25 protein-coding genes are annotated in these 25325 nt (G+C 58.5%); 9 read left to right on the top strand and 16 right to left on the bottom strand.

Going from position 1 to position 25325, the window contains the following annotated elements; all coding sequences use genetic code 11:
• Position 1: 1 nt before the first annotated feature.
• The 6 genes from JFT86_RS16475 to JFT86_RS16450 are packed head-to-tail and all read right to left on the bottom strand — an operon-like array spanning position 2 to position 7282.
• Entirely contained in the window at positions 2-1105 is a 1104-nt protein-coding gene (locus JFT86_RS16475; RefSeq protein ID WP_103305096.1) for a hypothetical protein, read from the bottom strand.
• Entirely contained in the window at positions 1096-2328 is a 1233-nt protein-coding gene (locus JFT86_RS16470; RefSeq protein WP_201237480.1) for an oligosaccharide flippase family protein, read from the bottom strand. Before JFT86_RS16470 ends, JFT86_RS16475 begins: the two co-directional genes overlap by 10 nt.
• Positions 2325-3437 (bottom strand): polysaccharide pyruvyl transferase family protein, encoded by a 1113-nt coding sequence (locus tag JFT86_RS16465; RefSeq protein WP_201237479.1) that lies wholly within the window; start codon positions 3435-3437, stop codon positions 2325-2327. Before JFT86_RS16465 ends, JFT86_RS16470 begins: the two co-directional genes overlap by 4 nt.
• Positions 3438-3452: 15 nt before the next feature.
• Entirely contained in the window at positions 3453-4535 is a 1083-nt protein-coding gene (locus JFT86_RS16460) for a glycosyltransferase (RefSeq protein ID WP_201237478.1), read from the bottom strand.
• Between the two features lie 38 nt (positions 4536-4573).
• Positions 4574-6802, bottom strand: coding sequence for a polysaccharide biosynthesis tyrosine autokinase (locus tag JFT86_RS16455; RefSeq protein WP_201237477.1), 2229 nt, complete (start codon positions 6800-6802; stop codon positions 4574-4576).
• A gap of 39 nt (positions 6803-6841) precedes the next feature.
• Entirely contained in the window at positions 6842-7282 is a 441-nt protein-coding gene (locus tag JFT86_RS16450) for a low molecular weight protein-tyrosine-phosphatase (RefSeq protein ID WP_201237476.1), read from the bottom strand.
• Positions 7283-7573: 291 nt separating this feature from the next.
• On the opposite strand from JFT86_RS16450, the gene JFT86_RS16445 reads away from it, so the two are divergent.
• Both JFT86_RS16445 and tal read left to right on the top strand, forming a co-directional pair.
• Positions 7574-8527, top strand: a complete 954-nt coding sequence (locus JFT86_RS16445) for a cellulase family glycosylhydrolase (protein ID WP_201237475.1) — start codon at positions 7574-7576, stop codon at positions 8525-8527.
• A 202-nt stretch (positions 8528-8729) separates the two neighbouring features.
• Complete coding sequence (gene tal / locus JFT86_RS16440; protein ID WP_201237474.1) at positions 8730-9656, top strand: transaldolase; 927 nt, start codon at positions 8730-8732, stop codon at positions 9654-9656.
• A gap of 215 nt (positions 9657-9871) precedes the next feature.
• Here tal and rssC read toward each other — a convergent pair whose 3' ends face one another.
• Together rssC and rssB are read right to left on the bottom strand one after the other, a co-directional pair.
• Complete coding sequence (gene rssC, locus JFT86_RS16435) at positions 9872-10354, bottom strand: anti-sigma factor antagonist RssC (protein WP_042560140.1); 483 nt, start codon at positions 10352-10354, stop codon at positions 9872-9874.
• A complete protein-coding gene (gene rssB / locus JFT86_RS16430; RefSeq protein WP_047302218.1) occupies positions 10354-11535 on the bottom strand; it encodes a two-component system response regulator RssB in 1182 nt (393 codons plus the stop codon). The genes rssC and rssB overlap by 1 nt, the downstream gene beginning before the upstream one ends.
• A gap of 276 nt (positions 11536-11811) precedes the next feature.
• On the opposite strand from rssB, the gene JFT86_RS16425 reads away from it, so the two are divergent.
• Entirely contained in the window at positions 11812-12111 is a 300-nt protein-coding gene (locus JFT86_RS16425; protein WP_201237473.1) for a PilZ domain-containing protein, read from the top strand.
• 52 nt (positions 12112-12163) lie between these two features.
• Here the strand turns inward: JFT86_RS16425 and JFT86_RS16420 are convergent, their stop codons facing one another.
• On the bottom strand, positions 12164-12853 hold the full coding sequence (locus tag JFT86_RS16420) for a VacJ family lipoprotein (protein WP_201237472.1): 690 nt from the start codon (positions 12851-12853) through the stop codon (positions 12164-12166).
• 207 nt (positions 12854-13060) lie between these two features.
• Here JFT86_RS16420 and JFT86_RS16415 point away from each other — a divergent pair, with 207 nt between their 5' ends.
• Entirely contained in the window at positions 13061-13681 is a 621-nt protein-coding gene (locus JFT86_RS16415; protein WP_201237471.1) for an HAD family phosphatase, read from the top strand.
• Positions 13682-13789: 108 nt separating this feature from the next.
• Positions 13790-14053: a DUF4404 family protein gene (locus JFT86_RS16410; RefSeq protein ID WP_201237470.1), complete on the top strand. Its 264-nt coding sequence runs from the start codon at positions 13790-13792 to the stop codon at positions 14051-14053.
• A gap of 174 nt (positions 14054-14227) precedes the next feature.
• Here the strand turns inward: JFT86_RS16410 and queF are convergent, their stop codons facing one another.
• Positions 14228-15058, bottom strand: coding sequence for an NADPH-dependent 7-cyano-7-deazaguanine reductase QueF (queF, locus tag JFT86_RS16405; RefSeq protein WP_201237469.1), 831 nt, complete (start codon positions 15056-15058; stop codon positions 14228-14230).
• A 61-nt stretch (positions 15059-15119) separates the two neighbouring features.
• Positions 15120-15653, bottom strand: a complete 534-nt coding sequence (locus tag JFT86_RS16400; RefSeq protein ID WP_201237468.1) for a cupredoxin family protein — start codon at positions 15651-15653, stop codon at positions 15120-15122.
• A 164-nt stretch (positions 15654-15817) separates the two neighbouring features.
• On the opposite strand from JFT86_RS16400, the gene JFT86_RS16395 reads away from it, so the two are divergent.
• Together JFT86_RS16395 and JFT86_RS16390 are read left to right on the top strand one after the other, a co-directional pair.
• Entirely contained in the window at positions 15818-16498 is a 681-nt protein-coding gene (locus tag JFT86_RS16395; protein WP_201237467.1) for a heavy metal response regulator transcription factor, read from the top strand.
• Positions 16498-17847, top strand: coding sequence for a heavy metal sensor histidine kinase (locus JFT86_RS16390; protein ID WP_201237466.1), 1350 nt, complete (start codon positions 16498-16500; stop codon positions 17845-17847). The genes JFT86_RS16395 and JFT86_RS16390 overlap by 1 nt, the downstream gene beginning before the upstream one ends.
• A gap of 112 nt (positions 17848-17959) precedes the next feature.
• Here the strand turns inward: JFT86_RS16390 and JFT86_RS16385 are convergent, their stop codons facing one another.
• From JFT86_RS16385 to JFT86_RS16375, 3 genes are all read right to left on the bottom strand, one after another.
• Positions 17960-19204 carry a lipoprotein-releasing ABC transporter permease subunit gene (locus tag JFT86_RS16385; RefSeq protein WP_201237465.1) on the bottom strand — a complete coding sequence of 415 codons (1245 nt, stop codon included), beginning with the start codon at positions 19202-19204 and terminating at the stop codon, positions 17960-17962.
• 63 nt (positions 19205-19267) lie between these two features.
• The gene (gene lolD, locus JFT86_RS16380) at positions 19268-19951 is read right to left on the bottom strand and encodes a lipoprotein-releasing ABC transporter ATP-binding protein LolD (protein WP_169844077.1); all 684 of its coding nucleotides are present in this window, start codon (positions 19949-19951) and stop codon (positions 19268-19270) included.
• A gap of 7 nt (positions 19952-19958) precedes the next feature.
• Entirely contained in the window at positions 19959-21209 is a 1251-nt protein-coding gene (locus tag JFT86_RS16375; RefSeq protein ID WP_201237464.1) for a lipoprotein-releasing ABC transporter permease subunit, read from the bottom strand.
• 94 nt (positions 21210-21303) lie between these two features.
• Here JFT86_RS16375 and JFT86_RS16370 point away from each other — a divergent pair, with 94 nt between their 5' ends.
• A complete protein-coding gene (locus tag JFT86_RS16370; protein WP_016986736.1) occupies positions 21304-21885 on the top strand; it encodes a PilZ domain-containing protein in 582 nt (193 codons plus the stop codon).
• Between the two features lie 14 nt (positions 21886-21899).
• A complete protein-coding gene (locus JFT86_RS16365; RefSeq protein ID WP_025111067.1) occupies positions 21900-22622 on the top strand; it encodes a glycerophosphodiester phosphodiesterase family protein in 723 nt (240 codons plus the stop codon).
• A 42-nt stretch (positions 22623-22664) separates the two neighbouring features.
• Here the strand turns inward: JFT86_RS16365 and sthA are convergent, their stop codons facing one another.
• Both sthA and JFT86_RS16355 read right to left on the bottom strand, forming a co-directional pair.
• Positions 22665-24059 carry a Si-specific NAD(P)(+) transhydrogenase gene (gene sthA / locus JFT86_RS16360; RefSeq protein WP_016986738.1) on the bottom strand — a complete coding sequence of 465 codons (1395 nt, stop codon included), beginning with the start codon at positions 24057-24059 and terminating at the stop codon, positions 22665-22667.
• A 197-nt stretch (positions 24060-24256) separates the two neighbouring features.
• The gene (locus JFT86_RS16355) at positions 24257-25231 is read right to left on the bottom strand and encodes an FAD:protein FMN transferase (protein WP_201238613.1); all 975 of its coding nucleotides are present in this window, start codon (positions 25229-25231) and stop codon (positions 24257-24259) included.
• Positions 25232-25325: the final 94 nt, after the last annotated feature.

Raw genomic sequence — 25325 nt, 5'->3', positions numbered from 1 at the left:
CTCAATTCAGAATTCTTGATTCAACCTGCACCGGTTTGTTCGCCCGCAGCATCAAACCGAGGCCGACAAACAGCACCGGCACGACCATGGAAAAGTGTCGGGCGAAGGAACCGAAGTCCGGCTCGAACAAACCTTGAACCAGCAAAAACGCCAGCGGAATCGCGATCAGTTCCTTGGGTTTGGTCTGGATCGGCGCGCCCTTGTAATCGGTCGAGGTGATGACTTTGAACAGCAGCAACGCGGTCATGATCATCAACGCAACGAAGATCACCTGCCCCGGCCCGGACAGCAGAATCAACTCCACGGGGAACGACAGCCGGAAGAAGATGATCATCGAGTCCAGCGCCTGCGAGACGAAGTCACTGCCGCTGAGCCACGAGACGATCAGCGATTTCGAGCCCTCCTCGCCCGCCGTGCGCAACTCGTTATTGCTGGCGCGAATCGACGACACTGGAAACCCGAGCGCGACCTGGATCGACATGGCCACGGCCAGATAAAACAAAAACAACATCAGGAAAAAGGTCGTGCGCGACACGTACTTTTTCATCACGCAGACGCCGACCCACGACAGCGAAAACAGAATCCAGTAGGGCCGGATCAGCACGCCGTAGATCACCGCCGAGAGGAAAAAACCGCCGCGATATTTGCGCGTCAACGAGCTGAGCAAAATGCTCAACACCGCGACTGACACGATGATTTCCTTGGTCAGGTTTTCCAGAAAGAACGAGCGCACGATGCCCCACAGGCACAAGGTGCCGAAGATCGCCAGCGGCATACGCCGAAAGACCACCACCGGAATCGCCGTGAGGAAAAAGTTGCAGAACATCCCATAGGCCCAGGCGTTGGTCAGGTTGATCCCGGTGGGCCGCAGCAAAAACGCCGAACACTCATAGGAGGAGCGATCCGGTGAGAACGGGTTCCAGAAATTGCAGTTGTCGGCACGCGCATACGACGACCACAACGTCATCGCATCCGGGCCGGGATCGCGGGGGATCAGCAACGGCATCGCCACCGACAGAAACAGCCCGGTGAAGAGGATCAGGAACGAGACGTACGAATCGAGTTTTTTGCCGCGAAACTCGATGCACGGCAACTTCAGGCCCATGACACAGCAGCCTTTTTCGCAGCGCTCACGCGGGTCAGCACAGCGATCACGCCAAGCTGCACGATGATTGCGAAGACGTTGCCCCAGGCCGCGCCATAGATCGAATAGTGTTTGATCAGTACGTAACTGACCGGCACTGAAACCAGCAAGCAGATCGCTGCGCTGGCGAGTGACACCCGGCTGTTTTTCGAGGCAATCAAACCGCCCCAGACGATGTCGCCAATCGCGCGAAGGGCGAAGGAAAAAATCAGCACGCCGAGGATCGCGTTGTCCGGGCGCGGCACGCTGGTGGCGACGTAATCGAGTACGACGTTGAAGAACAGATAAATCGCTACCGCCACTGCCGCCGAGACCACCAGCGAGCGCATCACCCATTTGTTGACGAACAGTTGCTTGACCGTAAAGGCCTGTTGATCCGCCTGAAAGCGCTTGGCGAGCAGCGGAATCCCGACCACCGCCACCACCGCATACGACAACGCCTGCAACGTGTTGGCCGCTGACCATGCGTACACGTATTGACCGAGCCTGGCGTAGGGTTCGAGGTCGGCGATCAAAAAGCGTTCGGCGTACTGACTCAACGCGATCAACCCGGTGCCGAGATAGAACGGCAGCCCGGCCTTCCACACCGTGGCCGTGGCCAGTGTCCCGGCTTCTCGGCCGTGATGAACGTTCACCACGATCCAGTAACCGGCGATGATCACCAGCACGTTGGCGACCACCCACAACCACAACACACTGGCGATTCCCGACACCCAGCCGAGCATCATCCCGCCGACGGCCAACACCGCCCACAGGCCGGTCTTGATGAAAAACAACAAGGCGCCCGCCGTGGCTTTCTGCGCGGAGAACACGAAGGAATTGATCTCGAACGACAGATGCTCGGTGAGCAAAACCAGGGTCACGCAGAGGATTAACGCAGTTGTCGCCTCAACGGCCTGGAACAGTGAATAAATCCCCACGGTCACCAGCGACAGCACCAGCCCGACTGCCAGATACAGCAGCAAAACTTTATCGACGACGCGGCGCGAGCTGCCGCCAACGCTGATCAAACGGTTGATCTCGGAACTGAAACCGACGCTGTAGAACTTCGAGGCGATCAACGACGCCGCGACCACTACGCCGTAGAAACCCAACGCCTCATAACCGAGGTAATGAGTAATCGCCAACACCAGCAAAAACTTCGCGCCCAAGGCTCCGCCGCGAAGCAATAGCCGAAATATCATCGAACGATCCCTTTGATGATTTCGTCCATGGCCACGGTTTTCGCTTCAATTTCGCGGCAGGTGTCGGTCAGGCGCTTGCCGAAATCCGCCAGTGCATTCGGCGCATAAACCGTGTTGATGATGGTGTCGACATCGATGTCGCCGCCATTGATCACCCAGTCCTCGACACCCATGTCCTGATAGGCGCCGAAACCTTTGCGTTCGTAGCTGATGTGGTACGCCGGCACGCCGGAGAGCAGCGACTCGATGGCGCCGTGCAGGCGCACGGAAATCACCAGATCCGGTTGGTATTTGGCAATGGTCGCTTTCAACGACAGCAGGTCCTCGTTGATGCCGAGTTCGCGATAGAACGCGCCGTCATCGTTGCCGCGCACCGCGCTTTGCACCGCGCAAACCACTTTGCTTTTGTTCTTCAAGCGCTGCAGCAACAACTTCAGGTTGGCGACGTAGGCAACCTTCTTTTCCTTGCTCCACTCCGGCGGCTTGCGCAGCACCACGCAGACGGTAGCCGGCGATGCTGCGCAGCGGGTGAACTTGGGTTGCTGAAGGATCTTGCCGGCCAGCGACTGCACCGCCAGATCCGGTGCGCGATAGACGTTTTCACAAGCGTCGAAAATGGCCGAGGAGCGATTGTCGCGCACGAACACCGCGTCGGCGCTGGCGTAATGTTCGACGATCTTGCTGCTCTCGCCGTGGAACGGGCCGATGCTTTGCGGCAGGTACACCGACGGCACTTTGCTGAGGATCGCGGTTTCCAGTTGCTTGGCGTGACCGAGCTTCAGCTTGATGTGTTCGAAGGCGCTTTTCGAACGCATGTAGCCGCCGCCGACACCGACGATCAGGTCGGTTTTCTTCAATAGATCAGCGAGCCCGGCGTAGGATTGATTGAGAAACACCGCTTGCTTGACCCGGCCCAGACCCTTGGCCGCCATCACTGGCGCGTTAAAACGCGGGTGCGGCAGATAGTTGAAGGACTCGGGATCGGAAGCCACGACGCTGATCGAGGTGTCTTCACCAAAGTTGCGCTGCACCAGCGCAATCGCCAGATCGACCAGCAGACCGTCACCGGAGTTGGACGCACTGTAGCCATGCAAAATCGTTACGTTCATAAGCTTGAGTTCTACTTAATAAGTGGGAGCGCAATACAGGTCGTAGGTCTGGCGGATCATCAGGGCCGCGCTGAAGCGCTCGCGGACGATGCTGCGACCTTCGTTGCCGAGGTCGAGCAAGCGCGGCTTCTGGATTTTCGCCAGCACATCGGCCAAGGCCTGGTGATCACCGGAGGGAAAGACGTAGCCGGACACTTCGTCAGTGACCAACTCGGGCAGTGACGTGCAATTGCTCGCGATCACCGGCAAACCCATCGCCATGCCTTCCAGCGGCACCATCGCAAAACCTTCCCAGCGACTCGGGACAATCAGCGCATCGGCCTGTTGATACAGCGCGTGCACTTCTGTCGGCGTAACCCACGGCAGGTATTCGACGGCGTCCATTGGCGGGCACTCGACCGCATCCTCGTTGACCGCACTGCCAACTACCGTCAGCTTGAGGTCGTTGCGCTGTACTTTGGCGAAAGCCTTGAGCAACACATCGAAGCCTTTCTGGTAGTCGAGACGGCCGACAAAGAGCAGATGAATCGGCTCGGCACCGTTGGTTTTAGGCGCGTCTTCCTTGCGATGAATGCCGTTGTAGATCAGCTTCATGCGCTTGCGCTCGATACCAAATCGCGCGGCTTTGTCGAGTTCGTACTGGCTGACGCAAATGATCACGTCGGTGACTTTCTGCAAGACCCGCTCGATCCACGCATAGACTTTCTGCTTGGTCGGCGAGCTTTCCATCAAGAACGAAAAGGCATGCGGGCAGTAGACGATTTTCGGCTTGCGCCACGGTCGCAGCAGCACGCACACACAACGGCCGATCACTCCGGAAAAGGTGCTGTGCAAATGCACCACATCGGGTTTTTCCTTAAGCATCACCTGCGCCAGACGCCAGGCAAAACGCAGCAGCGACGACACATTGCGCCCGGTTCTGGCGAAGGTGCGGATCTGCTGCGCCGCGATCCCGTGCAGTTCTTTTTCCTGATCCTGCGGGACCAGATAGACCAGCTGATAGTTGGAAGCGTCGTCTTCGGGTGACGTCGAAATCGTGCGGATCACCGTCGCGACGCCACCTTTGATCGTTTCAGCCACGTGCAGTATTTTTTTCACAACTCACCCACTTCAAACATGTAAGAACGATCGCTGACTCAGGACTTGTCGGAGGCGTATTCGTAGTTGTAATAGCCGTAGCCGCCATTGCCGTAATAACTGGCTGCGCGCTTCTCGACGCCGTTGAACACCGCGCCTTTGAGCTCGATGCCGTTCTGCGCGAAGCGGCGAATCGTCAGTTCGATCTCTTTGGCCGGGTTCACCCCGAAGCGCGTGACGATCAGGCTGATGCCGGCTTCACGGCCGACAATCGCCGCGTCGGTCACCGCCAGCAGTGGCGGCGTATCGATGATCACCACGTCGTACAACTCGCTGAGTTCTGCCAGCAGTTCGCGGAAGTTGGCGTGCATCAGCAGTTCGGAAGGATTGGGCGGCACCTGGCCGCGACTGATGAAATGCAGGTTGGCGCCATCAACCTGGTTGATCGCCTGTTCGATGCTGCAGCGCTTGACCAACAGGTCCGACAGACCATTGCTGATCGGTGTATTCAGGGTCTTGTGCAGATGGCCCTTGCGCATGTCGGCATCGATCAGCACCACGCGCTGACCGCTTTGTGCCATGACCGCAGCGAGGTTGGAGGACACGAACGTCTTGCCGACCTGCGGGCTCGGCCCGGAAATCATGATGCGGTTGTTGGTCGAGTCCAGCGCGGCGAAGTGCAGGCAGGTACGCAGGCTGCGGATCGATTCGATGGACAGATCCGTAGGGTTGCGCAACGCCAACAGGTACGCCGGTTTGTCCACGCCATCGCGGGCGCGACCTTTTTTGCCGTCCTCTTCCTGTTGCAGTGCGCTGTAAGGGATCGAGGCGTACACCGGCAAACCGAGTTGCTCGATGGCCTCCGGCCCTTCCAGACCGCGACTGAGGGATTTACGCAACAACACCAGAGCCACACCGAGGAACCCGCCGAGGAAGGTCGCAATCAGCACAATCAGGGCTTTTTTCGGTTTGACCGGACTGGTCAGGTCAACATCCGCCGTATCGACCAGGCGCACGTTGCCGACGGCACCGGCACGGACGATGTCGAGTTCCTGGGACTTATTCAGCAGTTGCGTGTAGATCTGCGAGGCGACTTCAACATCGCGTGTCAGGTTGAGCAATTCTTGCTGCGTGGCGGGCAAATCCTGGACTTTGCCTTCCAGCGACTTCTGTTGCTGGGTCAGTTCGCCAATCTGGCTCATCAACGCGCGATAAGCCGGGTGTTGTTTGGTGAATTTGCGATCCATCTCCGCTTGCTGCATTTTCAGCTCGGAAATCCGCGTTTCGAGCGCTACGGACTGACCGAGCACCGACTGGGTTTCCAGGGAGATGTTCACGGTCTTGCCGTGAGTCTGGTAGGCATTGAGCGCGTCGCTGGCCTTGGCCAGATCACGCTTCACCTGCGGTAACTGACTTTGCAGGAAAGCCAGACTCTGCGCGGCTTCCGCAGAAGTACGACGGACGTTCTGTTCCACGTACAGCGCTGCAATCTTGTTGAGAATCTTCACCGCCTCGGCGGCGTCGGAGCTGGCCAGCGCCAGACGAATAATCCCCGATTCCTTGCCTTGCTCGGAAATATCCAGCGCATCCTGGTAGCCCTGAATAGTCACGATGCGTGGATTGCGCACCACTTCAAAACGGGTGCCAGGGTTGGCCGACAGCTGTGCGATCAGCCCTTCTACGCCGTCTTGCGCGAAGGCTTCGCCAGTGACGCCGTCAGCCAGCACGTTGTCGTTTTCATCGAGCAACTGGAAGTGATGCTGTTCGCCAGCGACCAGCGTGAGTTTCTTGCCAAGCAGTTCTTTCGGCAAGTCGAGCCGGGTGATCTCGACACGCTCGCCGCCCCACGCATAGCTGTTCAGGCCAAAACGTGGCGGTGCAACGCTGAACTCGGTCTCGCCACGATAACGACGGGCGAGAAAACCGCCGATCACCGGGAAGGTGTTTGGCGTGACGTCGATGTCCAGACGCAAGTCATCGACAGTTTTGCCGATCACCGCACGGGACTTGATGATGCCGATTTCGGTCACTGACGGCGATTGCCCACCGAGCATGCTGTTGAGATCGGAAAAACCGAGCATGTCGTTCTTTTTCGGTTCGACCTGAACCAGCGCGTTCGCCAGGTACACGGGCGTGGCCAACACTGCATAGGCAACGCCGGCGGCCATGAAGGCACCGGTAAACGCACCGATCAACCATTTCTGGTCAATCAAACTGCCGAATATGCCGAGCAGATCAATACTGTCTTGATCGTTATCACGGTTGGCGATTACTGACGGTAACTGCATAAGTCTGTTCTTACCATTCACTGATCTGAAGAATATTCATCAACGTGCGAGACGTTGCGCCCATGAGCTGACAGCATCTTCAATCAATGCATGGGCATGAATAAAAGCGGCCTTGCCTTGACGATAGGGATCTTGTATTTCTCGCTCGCTCTGCCACTTGCCGAGCAAGAACACTTTGCCCCGTGCGTGAGAGGCAATCTTCAACACTTGATTAACGTGTTGTTTTTCCATGACCAGAATCAGGTCTGATTCATTGACGATATCGGGTGTCAGTTGCCGTGCCTTGAAGCCGTCAGGGTTATGCCCGTGGTCTTCCAGAACCTGCCGGGCCGACGCCTCCACGCCTTCGCCAACACGCGCCGAGAGGCCTGCGGAGGTCACCGAGATCTCTGCCGGGGCCAGCGCGTTGCGCAACAGAAGTTCTGCTGTCGGACTTCGGCATATATTGCCGACGCAGACGACAAGGATCTTTTTGAACAAGGTTTACTTTCCTGTGTAATATCAAACTGCCAACATCCAGCGCGGCTTTTTAATGAACCCACTGGATCTTCCTGCACTCAGAAATAGATTAACCCTGTTAGTACCAGCGTATTTAGTACCACACAGGTAAAAGCGCCCCAACCAGAATTAGCGGACCAAAAATAACTGTGATTTTCAGGCAATGACTTCCTGACAAAAAATAACATTCATGCACTTAGTGCCATTGTTAGTTTCGTAACTTATGTAACGAGATAACTATTCGCCGTTGTCATTCCCATCGGGAGAACAGACATGAAATCAGCACATCTCAAACGGCTCGCCTGTGCGTTGCTGGCACTCAGTGCCATCACTCAAGTTCACGCCAGTGGACTCTTCCCCAACCTTCCCGCCAAGACCTTCGGTGTCCAGGTGAAGATCCAGAACTTCACCGCCGAGGACGCCGCGCATATAAAAGCTGCCGGATTCAGTTTTGTGCGGTTCGGTGTGTGGAGCGACAGTCTCAGCGCCAAAGCCTATCAACAGCAGGTCAGCGATGCCTTTGCGGCGGCCAGATCCGCTGGCTTGCCGGTTTTGCTGACGGTGCGCGCCATCAAGCCCTTGCCCGCCACCTCAGCCACCGACCTGGCGACAGCCGGCGAATCCTTTGCCAATGCGCTCTCAGGTCTGGAAAAGTCCTACAACACGCAACTGGTGGCGATCGAGATCTGGAACGAGCCGGATCTTGAAACCTACTGGCCGACGCGCAACTTCGACACTACGTTCGTGCCATTCATGAGCGCCGTGTGCAAATCACTGCAGGGCACAGCGCAGTCAACGCCGCTGCTCGGCTACGGTTTCGCCCGTCCACCCACTGCTGGCTCCGCTTCAACCGTGGCGCTCAATCGCATCGTCAGCGAATACCCGAAATGCCTGAGCGCGATCTCCTACCACCCTTACGGCATGACGGCGGCGCAGATCAGCAACGCGCAGGCGTTTATTCAGCAGAACTTCCATCTGCCGGGGGTCATCAGCGAATGGGGCATATCGGCCCTCAGTTCCAATGGCGGCAACGACGGCCAGGCCAGCAAAGTCGGCGCCTTTATCGCCGATGTGAAAAAGCTAAACATCCCACTGACATCACTCTATGAATGGCGAAACAGTGACTCGGGCAGTAACGAGCGCGAGAAGAATTTCGGCCTGCTGACCGCTGACGGCCAACCGAAACCTGCAAAAATGGCCGCCGAAACGCAATTGAATGCCCAGTAATCCGTGCGCGACTGACCTGTACGCAGGTCAGTTGCTTTGAACCTGTGAGCGGTTTTGGCATCGTATTCATCGATACCGCGCCCCACCATTCAAACAATCGTTTTCAGGTTGTTGCCGCGAGGGCTATCGATACACGTACGCGCCCTTGAGTGGCTGTCAGCGCTCGGGTAATGTCGTCAAACCCACAGGACAGAGCACACACATGACTTCCAAGCTGGAACAACTCAAACAGATGACCACCGTGGTTGCCGACACTGGCGACTTCGAAGCGATCGCCCGCGTCAAACCGGTCGACGCCACCACCAACCCTTCGCTGCTGCTCAAAGCCGCAGCCATTCCTGCTTACGCCGAGCTACTGAACGCCTGCGTCAGCGACTGCAAGGGCGATGTTGGCCTGGCCAGCGACCGTTTTGGCGTCGCCGTGGGTCAGGAAATCCTTAAAGTAATCCCGGGCCGCATTTCCACCGAAGTGGATGCGCGCCTGTCGTTCGACAAAGACGCCGTGCTCAAGCGTGCGCATCGCCTGATCGAACTGTATGACAAGGCCGGCATTGGCCGCGACCGCGTGCTGATCAAGATCGCCTCGACCTGGGAAGGCATTCGCGCTGCCGAAGTGCTGGAGAAGGAAGGCATCCAGACCAACCTGACGCTGCTGTTCTCCTTCGCGCAAGCGGCAGCCTGCGCCGATGCCGGCGTATTCCTGATCTCGCCGTTCGTGGGCCGTATCTACGACTGGTACAAAAAGGCCAACGGCAACGACTACACCGGCGCCGATGATCCGGGCGTGCAGTCGGTAACGCGCATCTACAACTACTACAAGGCCAATGACTACAAGACCGTGGTCATGGGCGCGAGCTTCCGCAACCTGAACCAGATCGAGCAACTGGCCGGCTGCGATCGCCTGACCATCAGCCCGGACCTGATCGACAAGCTGGCGGCGGACACAGGCAAGCTGGAACGCAAACTGGCGCCAGGTCATGCCGGTGAAGCGCGCCTGAGCCTGAACGAAGCGCAGTTCCGCTGGCTGTCCAACGAAGACGCGATGGCCACCGAGAAACTGGCGGAAGGCATTCGTCAGTTTGCCCGTGACCAGGAGAAGCTTGAAGCGCTGTTGCAGGCCAAGCTGTGATTTGAGTCGCCGCAATGCAAAAAGGGCGCACCCGGTTGGGTTCGCCCTTTTTTGTGGCTGCTGGATTATTTTAGTGTTCTTGCGAGAGCTATCGCGAGCAGGCTCACTCCTACAGGGGATCTATGGAGTGCTCAAGATTATGCGTCGAATGAGCAACCCTGTAGGAGTGAGCCTGCTCGCGGTAGGGCCAGCAGCCCCTACCCCATTTCAGGCCATCAATGCCTTTCGAGGGCATTCACCAGATCATGGAAGGCTTCACGATTGGAATCGTTCAGCCCCATGAGGATCTTGTGCGCTTCCAGCACCTTGATCCGCACCACTTCTTCCGACTGGTCCTGATCAGGCAGGTCGTCCAGGCATTCCGGGCACGGCACGGGATGGTTGACGATGTTGAACACCTGCTCGAAGCCCATCGATTGCAGCAGACGGGTGATGTCATCGTGAGTGGTGACGACGGTCGGCAGCAGGCCGACCTTCTGCCGCGACAGGATCGACAGTTTGGCCAACAGGCCCAGCGTGGTGCTGTCGATGCTGCGGGTTTCGGTCAAATCGATCACGATCGCGTTGAAATTCAGCGCGGTGAAGATTTTCTCAATAGTCGCATCCAACGCCGAACACAGGGTCAGGCGAACTTCACCGACGAACTTCAGGACGAAGGTGCCATCCTGCTCGGCGAACTGGATTCTACCGGTACTCATTAAAGATTCCTGCTCAACACCAACAGGGCGATATCATCCGGCATCTCCCCTAGCGTGGCCAATCCAAACACTTGCCGCAGACCATCCAGGCTGCCGCCCGCTGACTTCACCCGTTGGGGCAAAGCCGCTTCTTTTTCTTTGAGCGTCGGTTCTGGCAAAAGATCCAGAATGCCATCGGACATCAGCGTCAGGCTGAAGGTCGGCGGCAGCTCAAGCACGTGATCTTCGTAGGTGGCTTCATTGAAAAGCCCCACCGGCAGACCACGGCCTTCGAGATATCGAACACTGTCAGGTGTGTACAACACTGGCAACGGCAGATGTCCGCCGATGCTATAGGTCAACAAACCGGTCTCCTCGTCGATGACTCCACCGACCATTGTGACGTGTTTACCCAGCTTACAACTGATCAGCCCCCGGTTGATATGACCAAGGACTTCCGAAGGCTTGAATTCCGGCAATGTGCCGTTGCGCTTGGATTCGAACAGCAAGCGCGTGGTCATGAACTTCAACAGCACGGTGACGAAGGCTGAAGAGGCGCCATGACCTGATACGTCGGCCAGATAAAACGCAACCCGGCGCTCGTCGACGCGGAAATAGTCGACAAAATCACCCGACAGGTACAACGACGGGATGATCTGGTGGGCAAACTTGAACTCGTCAATGCTCCACGGGCTTTCCGGCAACATGTTCATCTGCACCTGGCGACCGGCGTTCTGGTCTTCCTGGAGCAGGTTCAGGCTGGCTTCGAGCTCACGGTTGGCCTTTTCCAGCTTCTCGCGGTAGCGCTGGTTTTCCAGCAGCAGACGCGCACGATCCAGGGCCCGGCGCACAGAGTGCTCGAGCACAGCCAGATCTTCGAGAGGCTTGATCAGGTAATCCGCCGCGCCCAGGCGCAGCGCCTCGACCGCGTCGTTCATCACGCCAGCACCCGAAACCACGATCACCGGGGTTTGCGGCGACAGCTCGGTGACCTGACGGATGAGTTCGAGACCGCCCATCTGCGGCATGCGCAGATCGCAGATGACCAAGTCGGGCTTGTCTTGCTCGAATACCTGAAGACCCTGTTGGCCGTTGCTGGCCTGCAGGACGCTGAAACCACTGTCTTCCAAATAGGCCGCGAGGCTCGCGCGCACTACTTCGTCATCATCGATTATCAGCAGCGTGGCACTGGTTTTTGGCATGTGGGCAAACGGCGCCAGAATTAGGTTGGCGTAGTTGGCTGGGGCTACAGGCCCTGCACTGACTACTGGATTCGCTTTCTAGCCTCTCTGCTGCACCGCTTTCGAGCGTTAGCTCCGTACACGGTTGCACCAGAGGTGCCCTTCTAAGGCGCAGACGGTACTCCCATCCGCGGGGCGTTTCAAGCATACGCCGATGGTCGCTTGACGACTTTACTTGTCAAATCACCGAGAGTTATAAGAACAGCTCAAACCGTAACCCAATGGAAGGACGAAACCATGAGTCAAACCGGTCGGGACTACAGCGAAAAGCGCGATTTCATCCGCATGCGAGTCGATGCCGATGTCGTGTTGATTCATGAAGGTGATGAGGTTTCCGCGGTGTGCATCGACCTCTCCAGCAGTGGCATGCAGGTCGAAGCACCGCGCCAGTTCACGGTTGGCGACCGCTTGCGCGTACGCATCGATTCCGACCATGCGGCCCTCAGCGGCCTGGAAGCCGAGACCGAAGTGGTGTGGGTCAAGGCTCAGGATGACGACAGCCAGAAGCTCGGTCTGAGCATTCTGAAGATGAAATAGCTACTCACAAAAAAGGCGACCCTGAGGTCGCCTTTATGTTTACCGGTCGAGATTAAAAATCGTCTTCGACCTGACCATCCTTCACCTTGAACTCGCGGTTCTGCAAGTAGGCGTTGCGGATGAAGGTGTATTTGTCGCCGCTGATCAGCTTCTCGCTCGACAGCAGGCTGGCGCGGGTGTCGACGATGTTCAGGCCGAACACCGAGTTACGCACCGGCACGTCGTTGATGTAGGGGTAAGGACCGGTGAAGCTGTCGACGTATTTCGACGGAGCATCACGCAGGGTGCTTGGGCCCAGCAGCGGCAGCATCACGTATGGACCGCTGCCCACGCCCCAGTAACCGAGGGTCTGACCGAAGTCTTCGTCGCTGCGGTTGAGGCCCATTTTGGTGCCGACGTCGAAGAAGCCGAGCAGACCGAACGTGGTGTTGAAGATCAGGCGCGCGGTGTCGACGCCAGCTGCAGCCGGTTTGGCCTGCAGGATGTTGTTCGCCAGGTTGGTGACATCACCGACGTTGCGGAACATGTTGTGGATGCCGTCTTCGAGAAATTGCGGCGTCACAAACTCGTAGCCCTGCGCCAGAGGCTTCAGCGCGTAAGTGTCGACGAAGTCGTTGAACTGGAAGATCGGACGGTTGACGCTTTCCCAAGGATCTTCTTCCGTTGCCGCTTGAGTGGCGAACGGAGCCAGTAACAGGCCGGCATAGACACAAAGCTGAGCGAGCGAAGGGCTCCAGCGCATAGAAAAACTCCTTGGATTTGTACTGGCGCGAGCAGCTTCGCCCGGGCATTAAGGCCGCTAGTATAAGCGCAAAAGGTTTTTTGGGCAGTCCGGGAATGAAGCTACTTGTAGGACATTTCCGCTCCAGCTCCCGACGGCCCTTCACACAGCTGTCATCCAACTGTCACCGCCAAGCCCTAGCCTGATTGTTATTTCAGGGACGCTGCCATGTCACATGCCGAAACCTTGCCCCTCGTCGCACCAGGCCTGACCGCGGTGCTGTTCGGCCTTAGCGGATGCCTGGTGGATTTCGGCGCTCGCGCCCGGCAACAGGCCACTTCCCTGCCGGAACATGCCGAAGCCACACCGGGCGCACTCGACAGCTTGCGCAGTTTGCAGCGTCAGCAGATTCCCTGCGCCTGGCTCGATGAGTTGGCCCCTGCCCTTGCTCTGCCGCTGTCGGCGACTTTGCCGGCGTGGATCAAACCTGCGCAATATTCGGCAACAATTAATCCGTGGCCCGCTCCCAACGCTTGCTGGCAGGCGCTGATGGACTTGAACGTCGGCAGCCTCGACGGTTGCGTCCTGGTCAGCGGCGAACCGCGCCTGCTGCAATCGGGGCTCAATGCCGGGTTATGGACAATCGGCCTGGCGTCCTGCGGTTCGCTCTGCGGTCTGGCGCCGGGCGAGTGGCAGGCCCTGAGCCAGAAAGAACGCGAGCAACTGCGCGGCAAGGCGACGGTGCAGTTATTCGGGCTCGGCGTGCATTCGGTGATCGATCATCTGGGCGAGCTCGAAACCTGTCTGGCCGACATCAGCCTGCGCCGTCTCAAAGGCGAAAAGCCCTGATCGGGATCATGCAGGTTGTACGAGAGTGGATTAATCTAAAGGTCAGCCATAGACCTTTGGCGCGCGGCTGCGGTCAATGCCAGTGCCTCTCGATAAAAGGAAAACACCATGCCCGCCCAAGAACTGCAAAAACAGCTCGATACCCTGCGCGAGCAGCTGGAGCAAAATCCGCCGCTGTCGGAAGTTGAACGTGAGGATTTACGCGTGCTGATGGAGCAGATTGAATCCGAAATCAAACTGGAAAACGCGACTCAAGACGCCAGCATCGCCGATGGCGTGAATCAGGCCGTTGATCGCTTCGAACTCGAACACCCGGCCATTGCCGGCACCCTGCGCAACATTGTGCAGTCACTGGTCAGCATGGGGATCTGAGATTCCCTGTCCCACGAAAAAGCCCTGCCAGTGATGGCAGGGCTTTTTCATTTCAACTTTGGCAATGCATTCCCTTGTAGGAGTGAGCCTGCTCGCGATAACGGTGTATCAGGCGACATCCATTTTGAATGTCAGCCAGCTATCGCGAGCAGGCTCACTCCTACAGGGGGAGCTTTATTGACGCACAAGTCTATGGTTCGGCAGCTGTACGCTCTCGGTGCTGCGATACGGGTTGATATCCAGCCCCCCTCGACGCACATACCGTGCAAACACCGTCAACTTCTCCGGCTTCAGCAACCGTTGCAGATCAAGAAAGATCCGCTCCACACACTGCTCATGAAAGTCCGAATGCTGGCGGAAGCTGACGATATATTCCAGCAAACTGGCATGATCCAGCGCCGAGCCGCGATATTCCACCACCACACTGCCCCAGTCCGGCTGACTGGTTACCGGGCAATTGGATTTGAGCAAATGGCTGTGCACGCTCTCCTCGACGATGCGCGAATCGTCACAGCGCAACAGTTCCGGACGCGGATGCTCGTAGTTGCTGACGCTGATATCCAGATCGTCGATGCACACGCCAGGCAGCGCCACGACACCTTCCGCTTCAACGTCTTTCAGGCTGCGAACCCGCACGCCCACCGGCTTGCCGGCAGCGGCAGACAGGTCTTTTACCAGTGTCGCTTCCAGACTGGCGATATCAGCAAAAGCAGTCTGATTCAGCGAGTTCAGGTACAGCTTGAACGACTTCGATTCGATGATGTTCGGCGAATCCGCTGGAATGCTGAATTCACCGATCGCCACCACCGGTTTGCCCGACGGCAGCAGCCACGACAATTCGAAGCAGTTCCAGAAATCCACGCCTTTATACGGCAGGGTTTCGGCGGTCAGGCCCAACTCGGCCCATTTCGCAGTGCGCGGAATCGGGAACAGCAGGGACGGCGTGTACGTGGCGATGTATTCGCTGGATTTGCCCAGCGGCGAATGTTCGGCTGCGGGATGCATGGCGGAAACCTGACTGAAGAATCAGCGGATTCTACCAGCCTTTGCTCGCGCCTTTGAGTGCTTACTGACTGACAGTCAGTTTGCCGACCATACCGGCCTGATAATGTCCGGGAATATTGCAGGCAAACTCCAGGCTGGTGGCCTTGCTGAAAGTCCAGGTCAACTCGGCGGTTTTGCCCGGCTCGACCAGCACACTGTTGGGATCGTCATGCTTCATGCCATGGCCCATCGCAGCGTGATCCATGCCCGCCATGTCGTGGGACATTTCTTTCATGCCGGTAGGCGTGAGCATGCCGCTTTGCTGCATCTGCAACATTTCCTGCTGATGTGCGGCGTGCATTGCCGCGTCGCCGAGGTTGAATTCGTGCAGCAACTGGCCTTTATTCACCAGCACAAAGCGAATGGTCTCACCCGCTTTGACTTGAATCGCCTTCGGATCGAACGACATGTCGTTCAGCACCACCTCGACGCTGCGCGTAGCCTTCGCGGCCGGCGCCGGTTGGCCGAAATCGTAGGTGTGCGCAGGTCCGGCCCAGACCGGCGAGCTCAGCGCCAGCACACATGCGGCGACGGCCAAAGGATTGCGCAAAAACATAGTCGTACTCCAACAAGATAAGGTTCAGCCTGTGGGAAACTCTAGCCGGCCTGTGCTGGCATCTACCTGACAGGCAGATTACAACTTTGTCAGGTTGGCGCTTATCGCGCTCGCCCACGGTATAAAGCCATCGTTCCTGCACCCCGAATCAAGCCGAGTCGCCCATGAAACTGTTGATTGTCGAAGACCAAGCGAAAACCGGCCACTATCTGCGCCAGGGCCTGACCGAGGCCGGCTTCAACACCGAACTGGTCGCCGACGGCAACAGTGGTCAACAACTGGCCTTGAGCGGCGACTACGCGTTGTTGATCCTCGACGTGATGCTGCCCGGACGCAGTGGCTGGCAGATTCTGCACGCGGTGCGCAGCGCGGGTCTCGACACGCCGGTATTATTTCTGACGGCCAAAGACGCGGTGGAGGACAGGGTTCACGGCCTCGAACTCGGCGCCGACGACTATCTGGTCAAGCCTTTCGCCTTCTCTGAGTTACTGGCCCGGGTACGTAGCCTGTTACGTCGCGGCAGCGCCACACCGCAGGAAACCAGCCTGCAACTGGCCGACCTGCGTCTGGACCTGATCCGCCGCCGGGTCGAACGCAGTGGTCAGCGCATCGACCTGACCGCCAAGGAATTTGCCTTGCTGGAAATGCTCCTGCGCCGTCAGGGCGAAGTGTTGCCCAAGTCGTTGATCGCTTCGCAGGTGTGGGACATGAATTTCGACAGCGACACCAACGTGATTGAAGTGGCGATCCGCCGTTTGCGCCTGAAGGTCGATGATGAATTTCCCAACAAACTGATCCACACCGTACGCGGCATGGGTTATGTGCTTGAAGAGCGTCCAGCCTGATGCGCCGCTTGTCCTTGAGTTCGCGTCTGGCCCTGCTGTTTGCCGCCTGCACCGCTGTGGTTTCACTGTTTGCCGGGGTGTTGTTCAGCCGCGCCAGCGAGGCGCACTTCATTGAGCTCGACCAGCAATTGCTCGATGGTAAACTGATCGGCCTGCGCCGTGCCTTGCAGGATGTTCAGGCCAATGAAAGTGAGGCACGGCTGGCAGATGAACTCAGTCGCCAGGCCGATCTGTCAATGCGCATCACTGGCGGTGACGGCCAACGCTGGTACGACAGCTCGATCCATGTACCACGCGATCTGCCGCAAACCAGCGGTTTATCGACCATCAGCGACGAGGGCACCGATTACCGTGTGCTCAACGCCCCGCTTTACCCGGACAAAAGCGACTCGCCACAACTAACCCTGTTGCTGGACATCACCCATCACCAGCATTTCCTGCAACGCATGCAGCATCTGATCTGGCTGACCGTCGGCCTTTCAGCACTGGCCACCGCGTTACTGGGTGCCTGGGCCGCACGCAGTGGCTTGCGTCCACTGCGGCGCATGAGTGCAGTGGCTCGTGGGATTTCCGCGCAATCGCTCAATGCCCGACTGCCGGAAGCGCAAATGCCGCCAGAGCTTACGGAATTGGCCCACAGCTTCAACGCCATGCTCGGACGTCTTGACGACTCATTTCAGCGACTGTCGGCGTTTTCTGCCGACATCGCCCATGAACTGCGCACACCGCTGTCGAACCTGCTGACTCACACTCAGGTCACCCTCACCCGCCCGCGACCGCTGGAAGACTACCGCGAAGCCTTGCACAGCAACCTCGAGGAACTGCAGTGGATGGCGCAACTGGTCAACGACATGCTGTACCTGGCCAAGGCTGACCACGGACTGCTGATGCCCAAGCGTGAAGCGCTGGAGCTGGCGGATGAGACCGATGTGTTGCTGGAGTTTTTTGCGCCATTGGCGGAAGACGCCGGGGTGACGCTGAGTCGCGAAGGCAGTGCCCGCATTGACGGTGATCGCAGCATGTTGCGCCGGGCCATGTCGAATCTGCTGGACAACGCGCTAAGGTTTACCCCGGCTGAGGGCAGTGTTCGCGTGTCGATTGTTGAACAGGCGAACGCTGTGCGCGTTTACGTCGAGAACAGTGGCGAGGGGATTTCAGCTGAATTGTTGCCGCGCTTGTTTGATCGGTTTTATCGGGCGGATCCGGCGCGACAAGAAGGTAGCAGTGAGCACGCGGGATTGGGGTTGGCGATTACTCAATCGATAGTCCGGGCCCATGGTGGGCAGATTCATTGCGAATCAGCAGATGGATGGACACGGTTTGTGATTGAGTTGCCCAAGGGCAATTGAAACTGTAGGAGCTGCGGCACGCTGCGATCTTTTGATCTTTGTTTAAAAAGACAAGATCAAAAGATCGCAGCCTCGTTTCACTCGACAGCTCCTACAGGGGCGGGGCTGGAGCTTACGAATATCTCAGGGCGTGAGCCGGTTCGATCTTCGCCGCCCGCCACGCCGGATACACCGTCGCCAGGAAGCTCAAGATAAACCCGGCGGAGCAGATCAACAGCACATCCCCACCCTGCAATTCGGAAGGCAAGTTACTGACGAAATACACATCGGAACTGAAGATGTGCTGCCCACTCACCCGCTCGACCCAGCCGACCATTTCACTGACGTTCAACGCCGCGATCACGCCCAACACACCACCGATCAAAGTGCCGACAATCCCGATCACCGTGCCTTGCACCATGAAGATCGCCATGATCTGCCGCGGCGTGGCGCCGATGGTGCGCAGGATCGCAATGTCCGCGCCCTTGTCATTCACCACCATGATCAGCGTCGCGATGATGTTGAATGCCGCCACCGCGACGATCATCAGCAACAGCAGGCCGATCATGGTTTTTTCCATTTTCATCGCACTGAACAGGCTGCCCTGGGTGTGGGTCCAGTCGTCAGCCTTGAAATCGGCGCCGAGGCCAGCGGCAATGTCGGTGGAGACTTTTGGTGCGGCGTACAGGTCTTTCACCGCCAGACGCACGCTCTGTACCTGATTCGGTTCCCAGTGCTGCATGGTCGCCGCATCGGCGACATGGATCAGGCCCATCGAGCCGTCCAGTTCCGCACCAACCTTGAACACACCCACCACATTCAGCCGCTGCATGCGCGGGGTGATGCCGCCCGGTGCGGTGCTGACTTCCGGCACGATCAGGGTGATTTTGTCGCCAACATTCAAACGGAAACGGCGGGCGGTGATCTCACCGATCACCACGCCGAACTCACCGGGCTTCAAGGCATCGAGCCGGCCCTGAACGATGTGCTGGGCGACAATCGAGACTTTGCCCTCCTGAGCTGGATCGACACCGCTGATCTGGATCGGCTGCATCAAACCCTTGTAGGAAAGCATGCCTTCCATTTCGGTGAACGGCACGGCGGCGGTCACTTCGGGATTTTTCATCGCGGCGGCGGCGACGGGCTGCCAGTCATCAATCGGCTTCACGCCAACGATGGTCGCGTGCGGCACCATGCCGAGGATGCGCGAGCTCATTTCACGCTGGAAGCCGTTCATCACCGACAACACCACGATCATCGCCAGCACGCCGAGGGCGAGGCCGATCATCGAGGTCATCGAAATGAACGAAACAAAGCGATTGCGGCGCTTGGCGCGGGTATAGCGCGTGCCGATAAAGATCGATAACGGTCTGAACATTCGCTGGGGCACCGTATAAAAATAAAAGACCCGACGCCTTTTCAGACGCCGGGTTTTAACCAATCAGATGGGTGTGAGGCAACCTTCCTGCAAATGCAGGACGCGGTCCATCTGGCGGGCCAGGTTCATGTCGTGGGTCACTACCAGAAACGCGGTGCGCATCGAGGTGCTGAGTTCCAGCATCAGATCCTGAATGCCTTGCGCGGTGTGGGAGTCGAGGTTGCCGGTCGGCTCGTCGAGCATCACCAGGCCTGGCTTGTTCACCAGCGCGCGGGCGATGGCGACACGCTGACGCTCGCCACCGGACAGTTCCGCCGGTTTGTGCTCCAGACGATGGCCCAAACCTACGCGCTCGAGCAACGCGGTAGCGCGCTGGCGGGCTTCCGGGATCGGCGTCTTGCCGATCAACAGCGGCATGCAGACGTTTTCCAGCGCGGTGAATTCCGGCAGCAAGTGGTGGAACTGGTAAACGAAACCAAGCGAACGGTTACGCAGCAGGCCACGCTTCTTCTCGCTCAGCGCCGACAGTTCTTCGCCGTCGAGCCAGACGCTGCCCTTGGTCGGCGTGTCGAGGCCACCCAGCAGGTTGAGCAAGGTACTTTTGCCCGAGCCCGAGGTACCGACAATCGCCACTCGCTCGCCCGGGTGCAACTCCAGTTGCAGACCGGCCAGCACTTCTACCGACTCCGGGCCTTCCTCGTAGGATTTGCCCAGGTTGCGGCAGCTCAAGATTGCTTTTTCACTCATGCCCGACTCACTCATAACGTAGCGCCTCCGCCGGCTGGGTGCGCGCGGCACGCCAGGCTGGGTACAGGGTGGCGAGGAAACTCAGAACCAACGCAGCGGCGCAGACCATGACAACGTCCTGGCTCTGCACTTGCGAGGGAAGATAATCAATGAAATACACGTCAGCATTAAGGAACTTGTGGCCGATCAGCCCTTCGAGGGCGGAGATCGCTGCGCTGACGTTGAGCGCGGCGAAGATCCCGACCACCGCGCCGATCGCCGTGCCGACCACGCCGATCACCGTGCCCTGGACCATGAACGTGCGCATGATCGTGCCCGGCGTTGCGCCCAATGTGCGCAGAATGGCGATGTCACCCTTCTTGTCGTTCACCACCATCACCAGTGTGGAAATGATGTTGAACGCCGCCACGGCAACAATCAGCAGCAACAGCAGGCCGATCATGGCTTTTTCCATGCGGATCGCCTGATACAGATTGCCGTGGGTGCGAGTCCAGTCGCGGGCGTAATAATGGTCTTCACCAAGCTGCTGGGCGATGTTCCACGCCACGCGCGGTGCCTGGAACAGATCGTCGAACTTCAGGCGGATGCCTTGCACCTGATCAGGCTTCCAGCGATGCATTTTCGCCAGGTCCTGCAGGTTGGTGACGCCCAGATAACCATCGAGCTCGCCGGCGCCGACATGGAAAATGCCGACCACGGTGAAGCGTTTCATGCGCGGGAACATCCCGGCCGGGGTCACGCTGACCTCCGGCGCGACGAAAGTGACCTTGTCACCGATGCCCACGCCGAGCTTGGTCGCGGCTTTGTCGCCAATCACGATGCCGAAGCTGCCCGGCGTCAAATCGTCGAGTTTGCCCTGCTTCATGAAGTTGTCGATGATCGACACATTGCGCTCAAGCGCAGGGTCGATGGCGTTGAGCAACACCTTGGACACCTGACCGTTATTGGTCAGCAGCCCCTGCATCTGGGTAAACGGCGCGACGGCCGTCACCTGCGGGTTCTGCTTGACCCGGGTGGCCAGGCTTTGCCAATCGTTGATCGGCTCGGTGGATTCGATGGTCGCGTGGGGCACCATGCCCAGCACGCGGGTGCGCATCTCATGATCGAAGCCATTCATCACCGAGAGCACGACGATCATCACGACCACGCCAAGGGCGAGCCCGATCATCGAAGTCAGGGAAATGAATGACACAAAATGATTGCGACGCTTTGCACGGGTATAACGCGTGCCGATAAATACGAAGAGAGGTCTGAACATGTCGGGGCTTGTTCGGAGGGAAAAGGAACGTCCTTGTGGCGGGGGTCGATAACCAGCTTTACACTCAGACCACCGCCGCTACCATGGGTTCGCCATGTCGACATTAGATGAAGAAGATCGCCGCGAATACTACCGTATCGAGGACACGATCGCACTGGAAATTCGGCCCCTGTCCGCTCCCGAAGCCGCAGGCCAGGAAGTGTTGCAGGATGCTTCCCCGCTTTTCAATCTGCTCAGCGAACTGCACCTGAGCGAATTCGAGTCGCAGCACCTGCTGCGCCAGATCAGTGAACGCGACCGGGCCATCGCCGCGTTCCTGAAATCCCAGAACAAGCGCATCGACCTGCTCAGCCAAGTGGTTGCCCTGACCGTGCTCGGCCATATCGGCGAGCCGCAACCGGTGATCATTTCCGAGGGCGGGATCGACTTTCAGTACCCGACGCCGATCGCCACGGGTGCACACCTGTCGGTGAAACTGGTGCTCATGCCGCAGGCGCTGGGCCTGTTGCTGCGCGCCCGCGTCACCCACTGCGACCGCAAGGGCGAGGGATATGACGTCGGTACCGAGTTCGAACACTTGACCGACGCCCAGCGCCAGTTGCTCGCCCGCTATATCTTGCAGAAGCAGGCCCAGGAACGACGTCTGGCCCGCGAACAGAACGAATCAGGCATTTAAATTAAGGAAGAACCGTGACCCTCATCTACGGCCACCGCGGCGCCAAGGGCGAAGCACCGGAAAACACCCTGAGCAGCTTTCAGGAATGTCTCAAGCACGGCGTGCGCCGTTGCGAACTGGATCTGCACCTGTCCAAGGACGGCGAGTTGATGGTCATCCACGACCCGACCCTCAAGCGCACCACCGACCGGCGCGGCAAAGTCGTCGAGCATACCGCCGCCGAGCTGGTGACCTACGATGCGCGCAAGGGTGGCCCGGGCTGGATCAAGCCGTGCCCGATTCCGACGCTGGAGGAGTTGTTCGAGAAGTGTGATTTCGAGCACTGGCAGCTTGAAGTCAAAAGCGCTTCACGCACCCGCGCGGCAACCACCGTGCTGGCGATTCGTGAAATGGCGCAGCGGCATGGCTTGCTGGACAAGGTGACGATCACCTCGAGTTCGCGGGAAGTCTTGAAGGCGGCGCTGGATCTGGTGCCGGACGTGTCACGGGGACTGGTGGCCGAATACGCCTGGCTCGACCCGTTGAAGGTCGCGGCAAGCTATGGCTGTGAGATTCTCGCGCTGAACTGGACGCTGTGTACGCCAGAACGCCTGCAGAAGGCGCAGCGTCAGGGGCTGCATGTCTCGGTGTGGACCGTCAACGAGCCTGCGCTGATGCGCAGACTCGCCGACTTCGGCGTTGACAGCCTGATTACAGACTTTCCCGGTTTGGCCACTGCCACCCTCGAGAATTGCTGAAATCGGTCTCCCCGGCCGGCTCAGGCCACCGGCCGGAGCCCGTCAAAAAAGCCGGTTGAGGCCGTCGTACGCCGCTACCCGATAGGCTTCAGCCATGGTCGGGTAGTTGAACGTGGTGTTGACGAAGTACTTCAGGGTGTTCAGCTCGCCCGGCTGGCTCATGATGGCCTGACCGATGTGAACGATCTCCGACGCCTGATAACCGAAGCAGTGAACGCCCAGCACTTCCAGGGTTTCACGGTGGAACAGGATTTTCAGCATGCCTTGCGGCTCGCCGGCGATCTGCGCACGCGCCATGCTCTTGAAGAACGCCTTGCCGACTTCGTAAGGCACTTTGGCCTGAGTCAGTTCCTGCTCGTTCTTGCCGATCGAGCTGATCTCCGGAATGGTGTAAATGCCGGTCGGCACGTCATTCACAAAGCGCCAGCTACCGTTATCTACTATGCTGCCGGCTGCCGAGCGACCCTGGTCGTGGGCGGCACTGGCCAGGCTCGGCCAGCCGATCACGTCGCCTGCGCCGTAGATGTTCGGCACACAGGTGCGGTACGCCTCGTCCACTTCGATCTGGCCACGGCTGTTGACCTTGACGCCGATGTTTTCCAGACCCAACTGATCAGTGTTACCGGTACGGCCGTTGCACCAGAGCAAGGCGTCAGCCTTGATCTTCTTGCCCGACTTGAGGTGCAGGATCACGCCGTTGTCGACGCCTTCCACACGATCGTAGTCTTCGTTGTGGCGCACGGTGATGTTGTTGTTGCTGAAGTGGTAGCTCAACGCCTGGGAGATTTCCGAGTCGAGGAAGCTCAGCAACTGACCGCGGTTATCGACCAGCTCGACCAGTACACCCAGACCACTGAAGATCGACGCGTATTCGCAACCGATCACGCCGGCGCCGTAAACGATCAGTTTGCGCGGGGTATGGTTGAGGCTGAGGATGGTGTCGCTATCGTAGATACGCGGGTGGTGGAAATCGATGTCCGCCGGACGATACGGGCGCGAGCCGGTGGCGATGATGATGTGCTTGGCCACCAGTTTCTCGACCACGCCGTTGGCGCAGACCACTTCGATGGTTTGCTCGTCGGCGAAGCTGCCGGTGCCGAAGAACACGTCGACGCGGTTACGGGCGTAGTAGCCGGTACGCGAAGCAACTTGTTTGGAAATGACTTTCTCGGCGCTTTTCAACACGTCCGGGAAGGAGAACCAGCGTGGCTCGCCGATCGCCCGGAACATCGGGTTAGTGTTGAACTGCATGATCTGCCGCACCGAGTGACGCAGTGCCTTGGACGGGATGGTGCCGAGGTGGGTGCAGTTGCCGCCGACCTGGCGACGGCTGTCGACCATCGCGACCTTGCGCCCTGCTTTGGCGGCGTTCATTGCCGCGCCTTCTCCCGCCGGGCCGGAACCCAGCACCACCACGTCGTAGTTGTAGACAGCCATGCGTACTCCTCAGAACAGGCCGCGGTGCCAGCAGCACCTGCGGCTAAATCACGCCGAACGGCGGCGCGAAGGAACAATTGGGGGCCAGTAAAGAACCCGGACACAGTCTATAGAAGCGTCAACGCCGCGCACATTAACCCTTGGTCGCGTCGTAGGCTACTTTTGCCTGCACTACAACGCCAGCTTTCGTACTGTTCTCAGTCAATTTTTGCGCCACTGAGCCGCTCGAAAGCCTTGCTGGTGCGGATGACAAAACCTGTATCGGCACGAATCACAAAGAATGCACCAATGTCATGCTTTTCGGCATAGTCCCAAGCCCTTTCAGGCCCGAGAATCAGCAACAGCGTCGATAGTCCATCGGCCATCAACGCTGAAGGATGAATCACCGTGACTGACGCCAGGTTGTGTAGGACAGGTGCACCGCTGCGCGCATCGAAGGTGTGGGAATAGCGCCGACCGTCCTGCAGGAAATAGTTGCGGTAGTCGCCGGAAGTGGAGACCCCGTAGCCGTCGACATCAATGACACGCTCGGCGACTTGCTGATCATCGCGAGGTTCTTCCAGAGCAATGCGCCACGGCGAGCCGTCGAGCTTCTTGCCCTTGGCTTTCAACTCACCCGTGGCTTCGGCAAGGTAATCGTGGATACCCATGGCATCCAGCCTGGCGGCGATCGTGTCGACGGCGTAACCGGCGGCGATGCTGTTGAAGTCGACTTCGACGGCGGCGTCCTTGCACAACTGATCGCCCTCGATGCGCAAATGCTGATGACCCACCTTCTTCAACACCTCAGCCAAGGCAGCCGCACTCGGGACCTTTTCTTCACGACCTTGCGGACCGAAACCCCAGAGGTTCATCAGCGGCTCGACGGTGAGGTCGTAGGATCCTTCGCTTTGCACTGACAGTTGTTCGCCCACGCGGATCAATTCGAGCACCGATCCGGGCATTTTCTGACAGCTGTCGGCCGGCAGATCGTTGAAGCGTTCAATGTCCGAATCACTGCGATAGGTAGACATCTGTCGGTCGACTTCGCCGAGGATACCCTCCACTTCGCTGCGCACTTGCGCAGGATCGGCAAGACCCGCATGGCGTAGGTATTTGATCGAATACGTGCTGCCCATGGTCGGCCCACCAAAGCTTTCCATGGAGTCACCATTGCCGCAGCCGGCCAACATGCCAGCCAAAATCACAAGTCCAGGCCACCGTCCAGTGAACAATTATTCATCTCCCTGCAAAACCGCGGCAGCCATTATGAATCAAAGGGCCCGC

The sequence above is a fragment of the Pseudomonas sp. TH06 genome, from assembly GCF_016651305.1.
Classification (GTDB): Bacteria; Pseudomonadota; Gammaproteobacteria; order Pseudomonadales; family Pseudomonadaceae; genus Aquipseudomonas.
This window is presented reverse-complemented; position numbering and strand designations above follow the sequence as displayed.

Bases quoted from the DNA above. Each gene is read 5' to 3' on its own strand.
- JFT86_RS16475 (WP_103305096.1), bottom strand. From the start codon at position 1,105: ATGGGCCTGAAGTTGCCGTGCATCGAGTTTCGCGGCAAAAAACTCGAT.
- JFT86_RS16470 (WP_201237480.1), bottom strand. From the start codon at position 2,328: ATGATATTTCGGCTATTGCTTCGCGGCGGAGCCTTGGGCGCGAAGTTT.
- JFT86_RS16465 (WP_201237479.1), bottom strand. From the start codon at position 3,437: ATGAACGTAACGATTTTGCATGGCTACAGTGCGTCCAACTCCGGTGAC.
- JFT86_RS16455 (WP_201237477.1), bottom strand. From the start codon at position 6,802: ATGCAGTTACCGTCAGTAATCGCCAACCGTGATAACGATCAAGACAGT.
- JFT86_RS16445 (WP_201237475.1), top strand. From the start codon at position 7,574: ATGAAATCAGCACATCTCAAACGGCTCGCCTGTGCGTTGCTGGCACTC.
- tal (WP_201237474.1), top strand. From the start codon at position 8,730: ATGACTTCCAAGCTGGAACAACTCAAACAGATGACCACCGTGGTTGCC.
- rssC (WP_042560140.1), bottom strand. From the start codon at position 10,354: ATGAGTACCGGTAGAATCCAGTTCGCCGAGCAGGATGGCACCTTCGTC.
- rssB (WP_047302218.1), bottom strand. From the start codon at position 11,535: ATGCCAAAAACCAGTGCCACGCTGCTGATAATCGATGATGACGAAGTA.
- JFT86_RS16425 (WP_201237473.1), top strand. From the start codon at position 11,812: ATGAGTCAAACCGGTCGGGACTACAGCGAAAAGCGCGATTTCATCCGC.
- JFT86_RS16420 (WP_201237472.1), bottom strand. From the start codon at position 12,853: ATGCGCTGGAGCCCTTCGCTCGCTCAGCTTTGTGTCTATGCCGGCCTG.
- JFT86_RS16415 (WP_201237471.1), top strand. From the start codon at position 13,061: ATGTCACATGCCGAAACCTTGCCCCTCGTCGCACCAGGCCTGACCGCG.
- JFT86_RS16410 (WP_201237470.1), top strand. From the start codon at position 13,790: ATGCCCGCCCAAGAACTGCAAAAACAGCTCGATACCCTGCGCGAGCAG.
- queF (WP_201237469.1), bottom strand. From the start codon at position 15,058: ATGCATCCCGCAGCCGAACATTCGCCGCTGGGCAAATCCAGCGAATAC.
- JFT86_RS16400 (WP_201237468.1), bottom strand. From the start codon at position 15,653: ATGTTTTTGCGCAATCCTTTGGCCGTCGCCGCATGTGTGCTGGCGCTG.
- JFT86_RS16395 (WP_201237467.1), top strand. From the start codon at position 15,818: ATGAAACTGTTGATTGTCGAAGACCAAGCGAAAACCGGCCACTATCTG.
- JFT86_RS16390 (WP_201237466.1), top strand. From the start codon at position 16,498: ATGCGCCGCTTGTCCTTGAGTTCGCGTCTGGCCCTGCTGTTTGCCGCC.
- JFT86_RS16385 (WP_201237465.1), bottom strand. From the start codon at position 19,204: ATGTTCAGACCGTTATCGATCTTTATCGGCACGCGCTATACCCGCGCC.
- lolD (WP_169844077.1), bottom strand. From the start codon at position 19,951: ATGAGTGAAAAAGCAATCTTGAGCTGCCGCAACCTGGGCAAATCCTAC.
- JFT86_RS16375 (WP_201237464.1), bottom strand. From the start codon at position 21,209: ATGTTCAGACCTCTCTTCGTATTTATCGGCACGCGTTATACCCGTGCA.
- JFT86_RS16370 (WP_016986736.1), top strand. From the start codon at position 21,304: ATGTCGACATTAGATGAAGAAGATCGCCGCGAATACTACCGTATCGAG.
- sthA (WP_016986738.1), bottom strand. From the start codon at position 24,059: ATGGCTGTCTACAACTACGACGTGGTGGTGCTGGGTTCCGGCCCGGCG.
- JFT86_RS16355 (WP_201238613.1), bottom strand. From the start codon at position 25,231: ATGTTGGCCGGCTGCGGCAATGGTGACTCCATGGAAAGCTTTGGTGGG.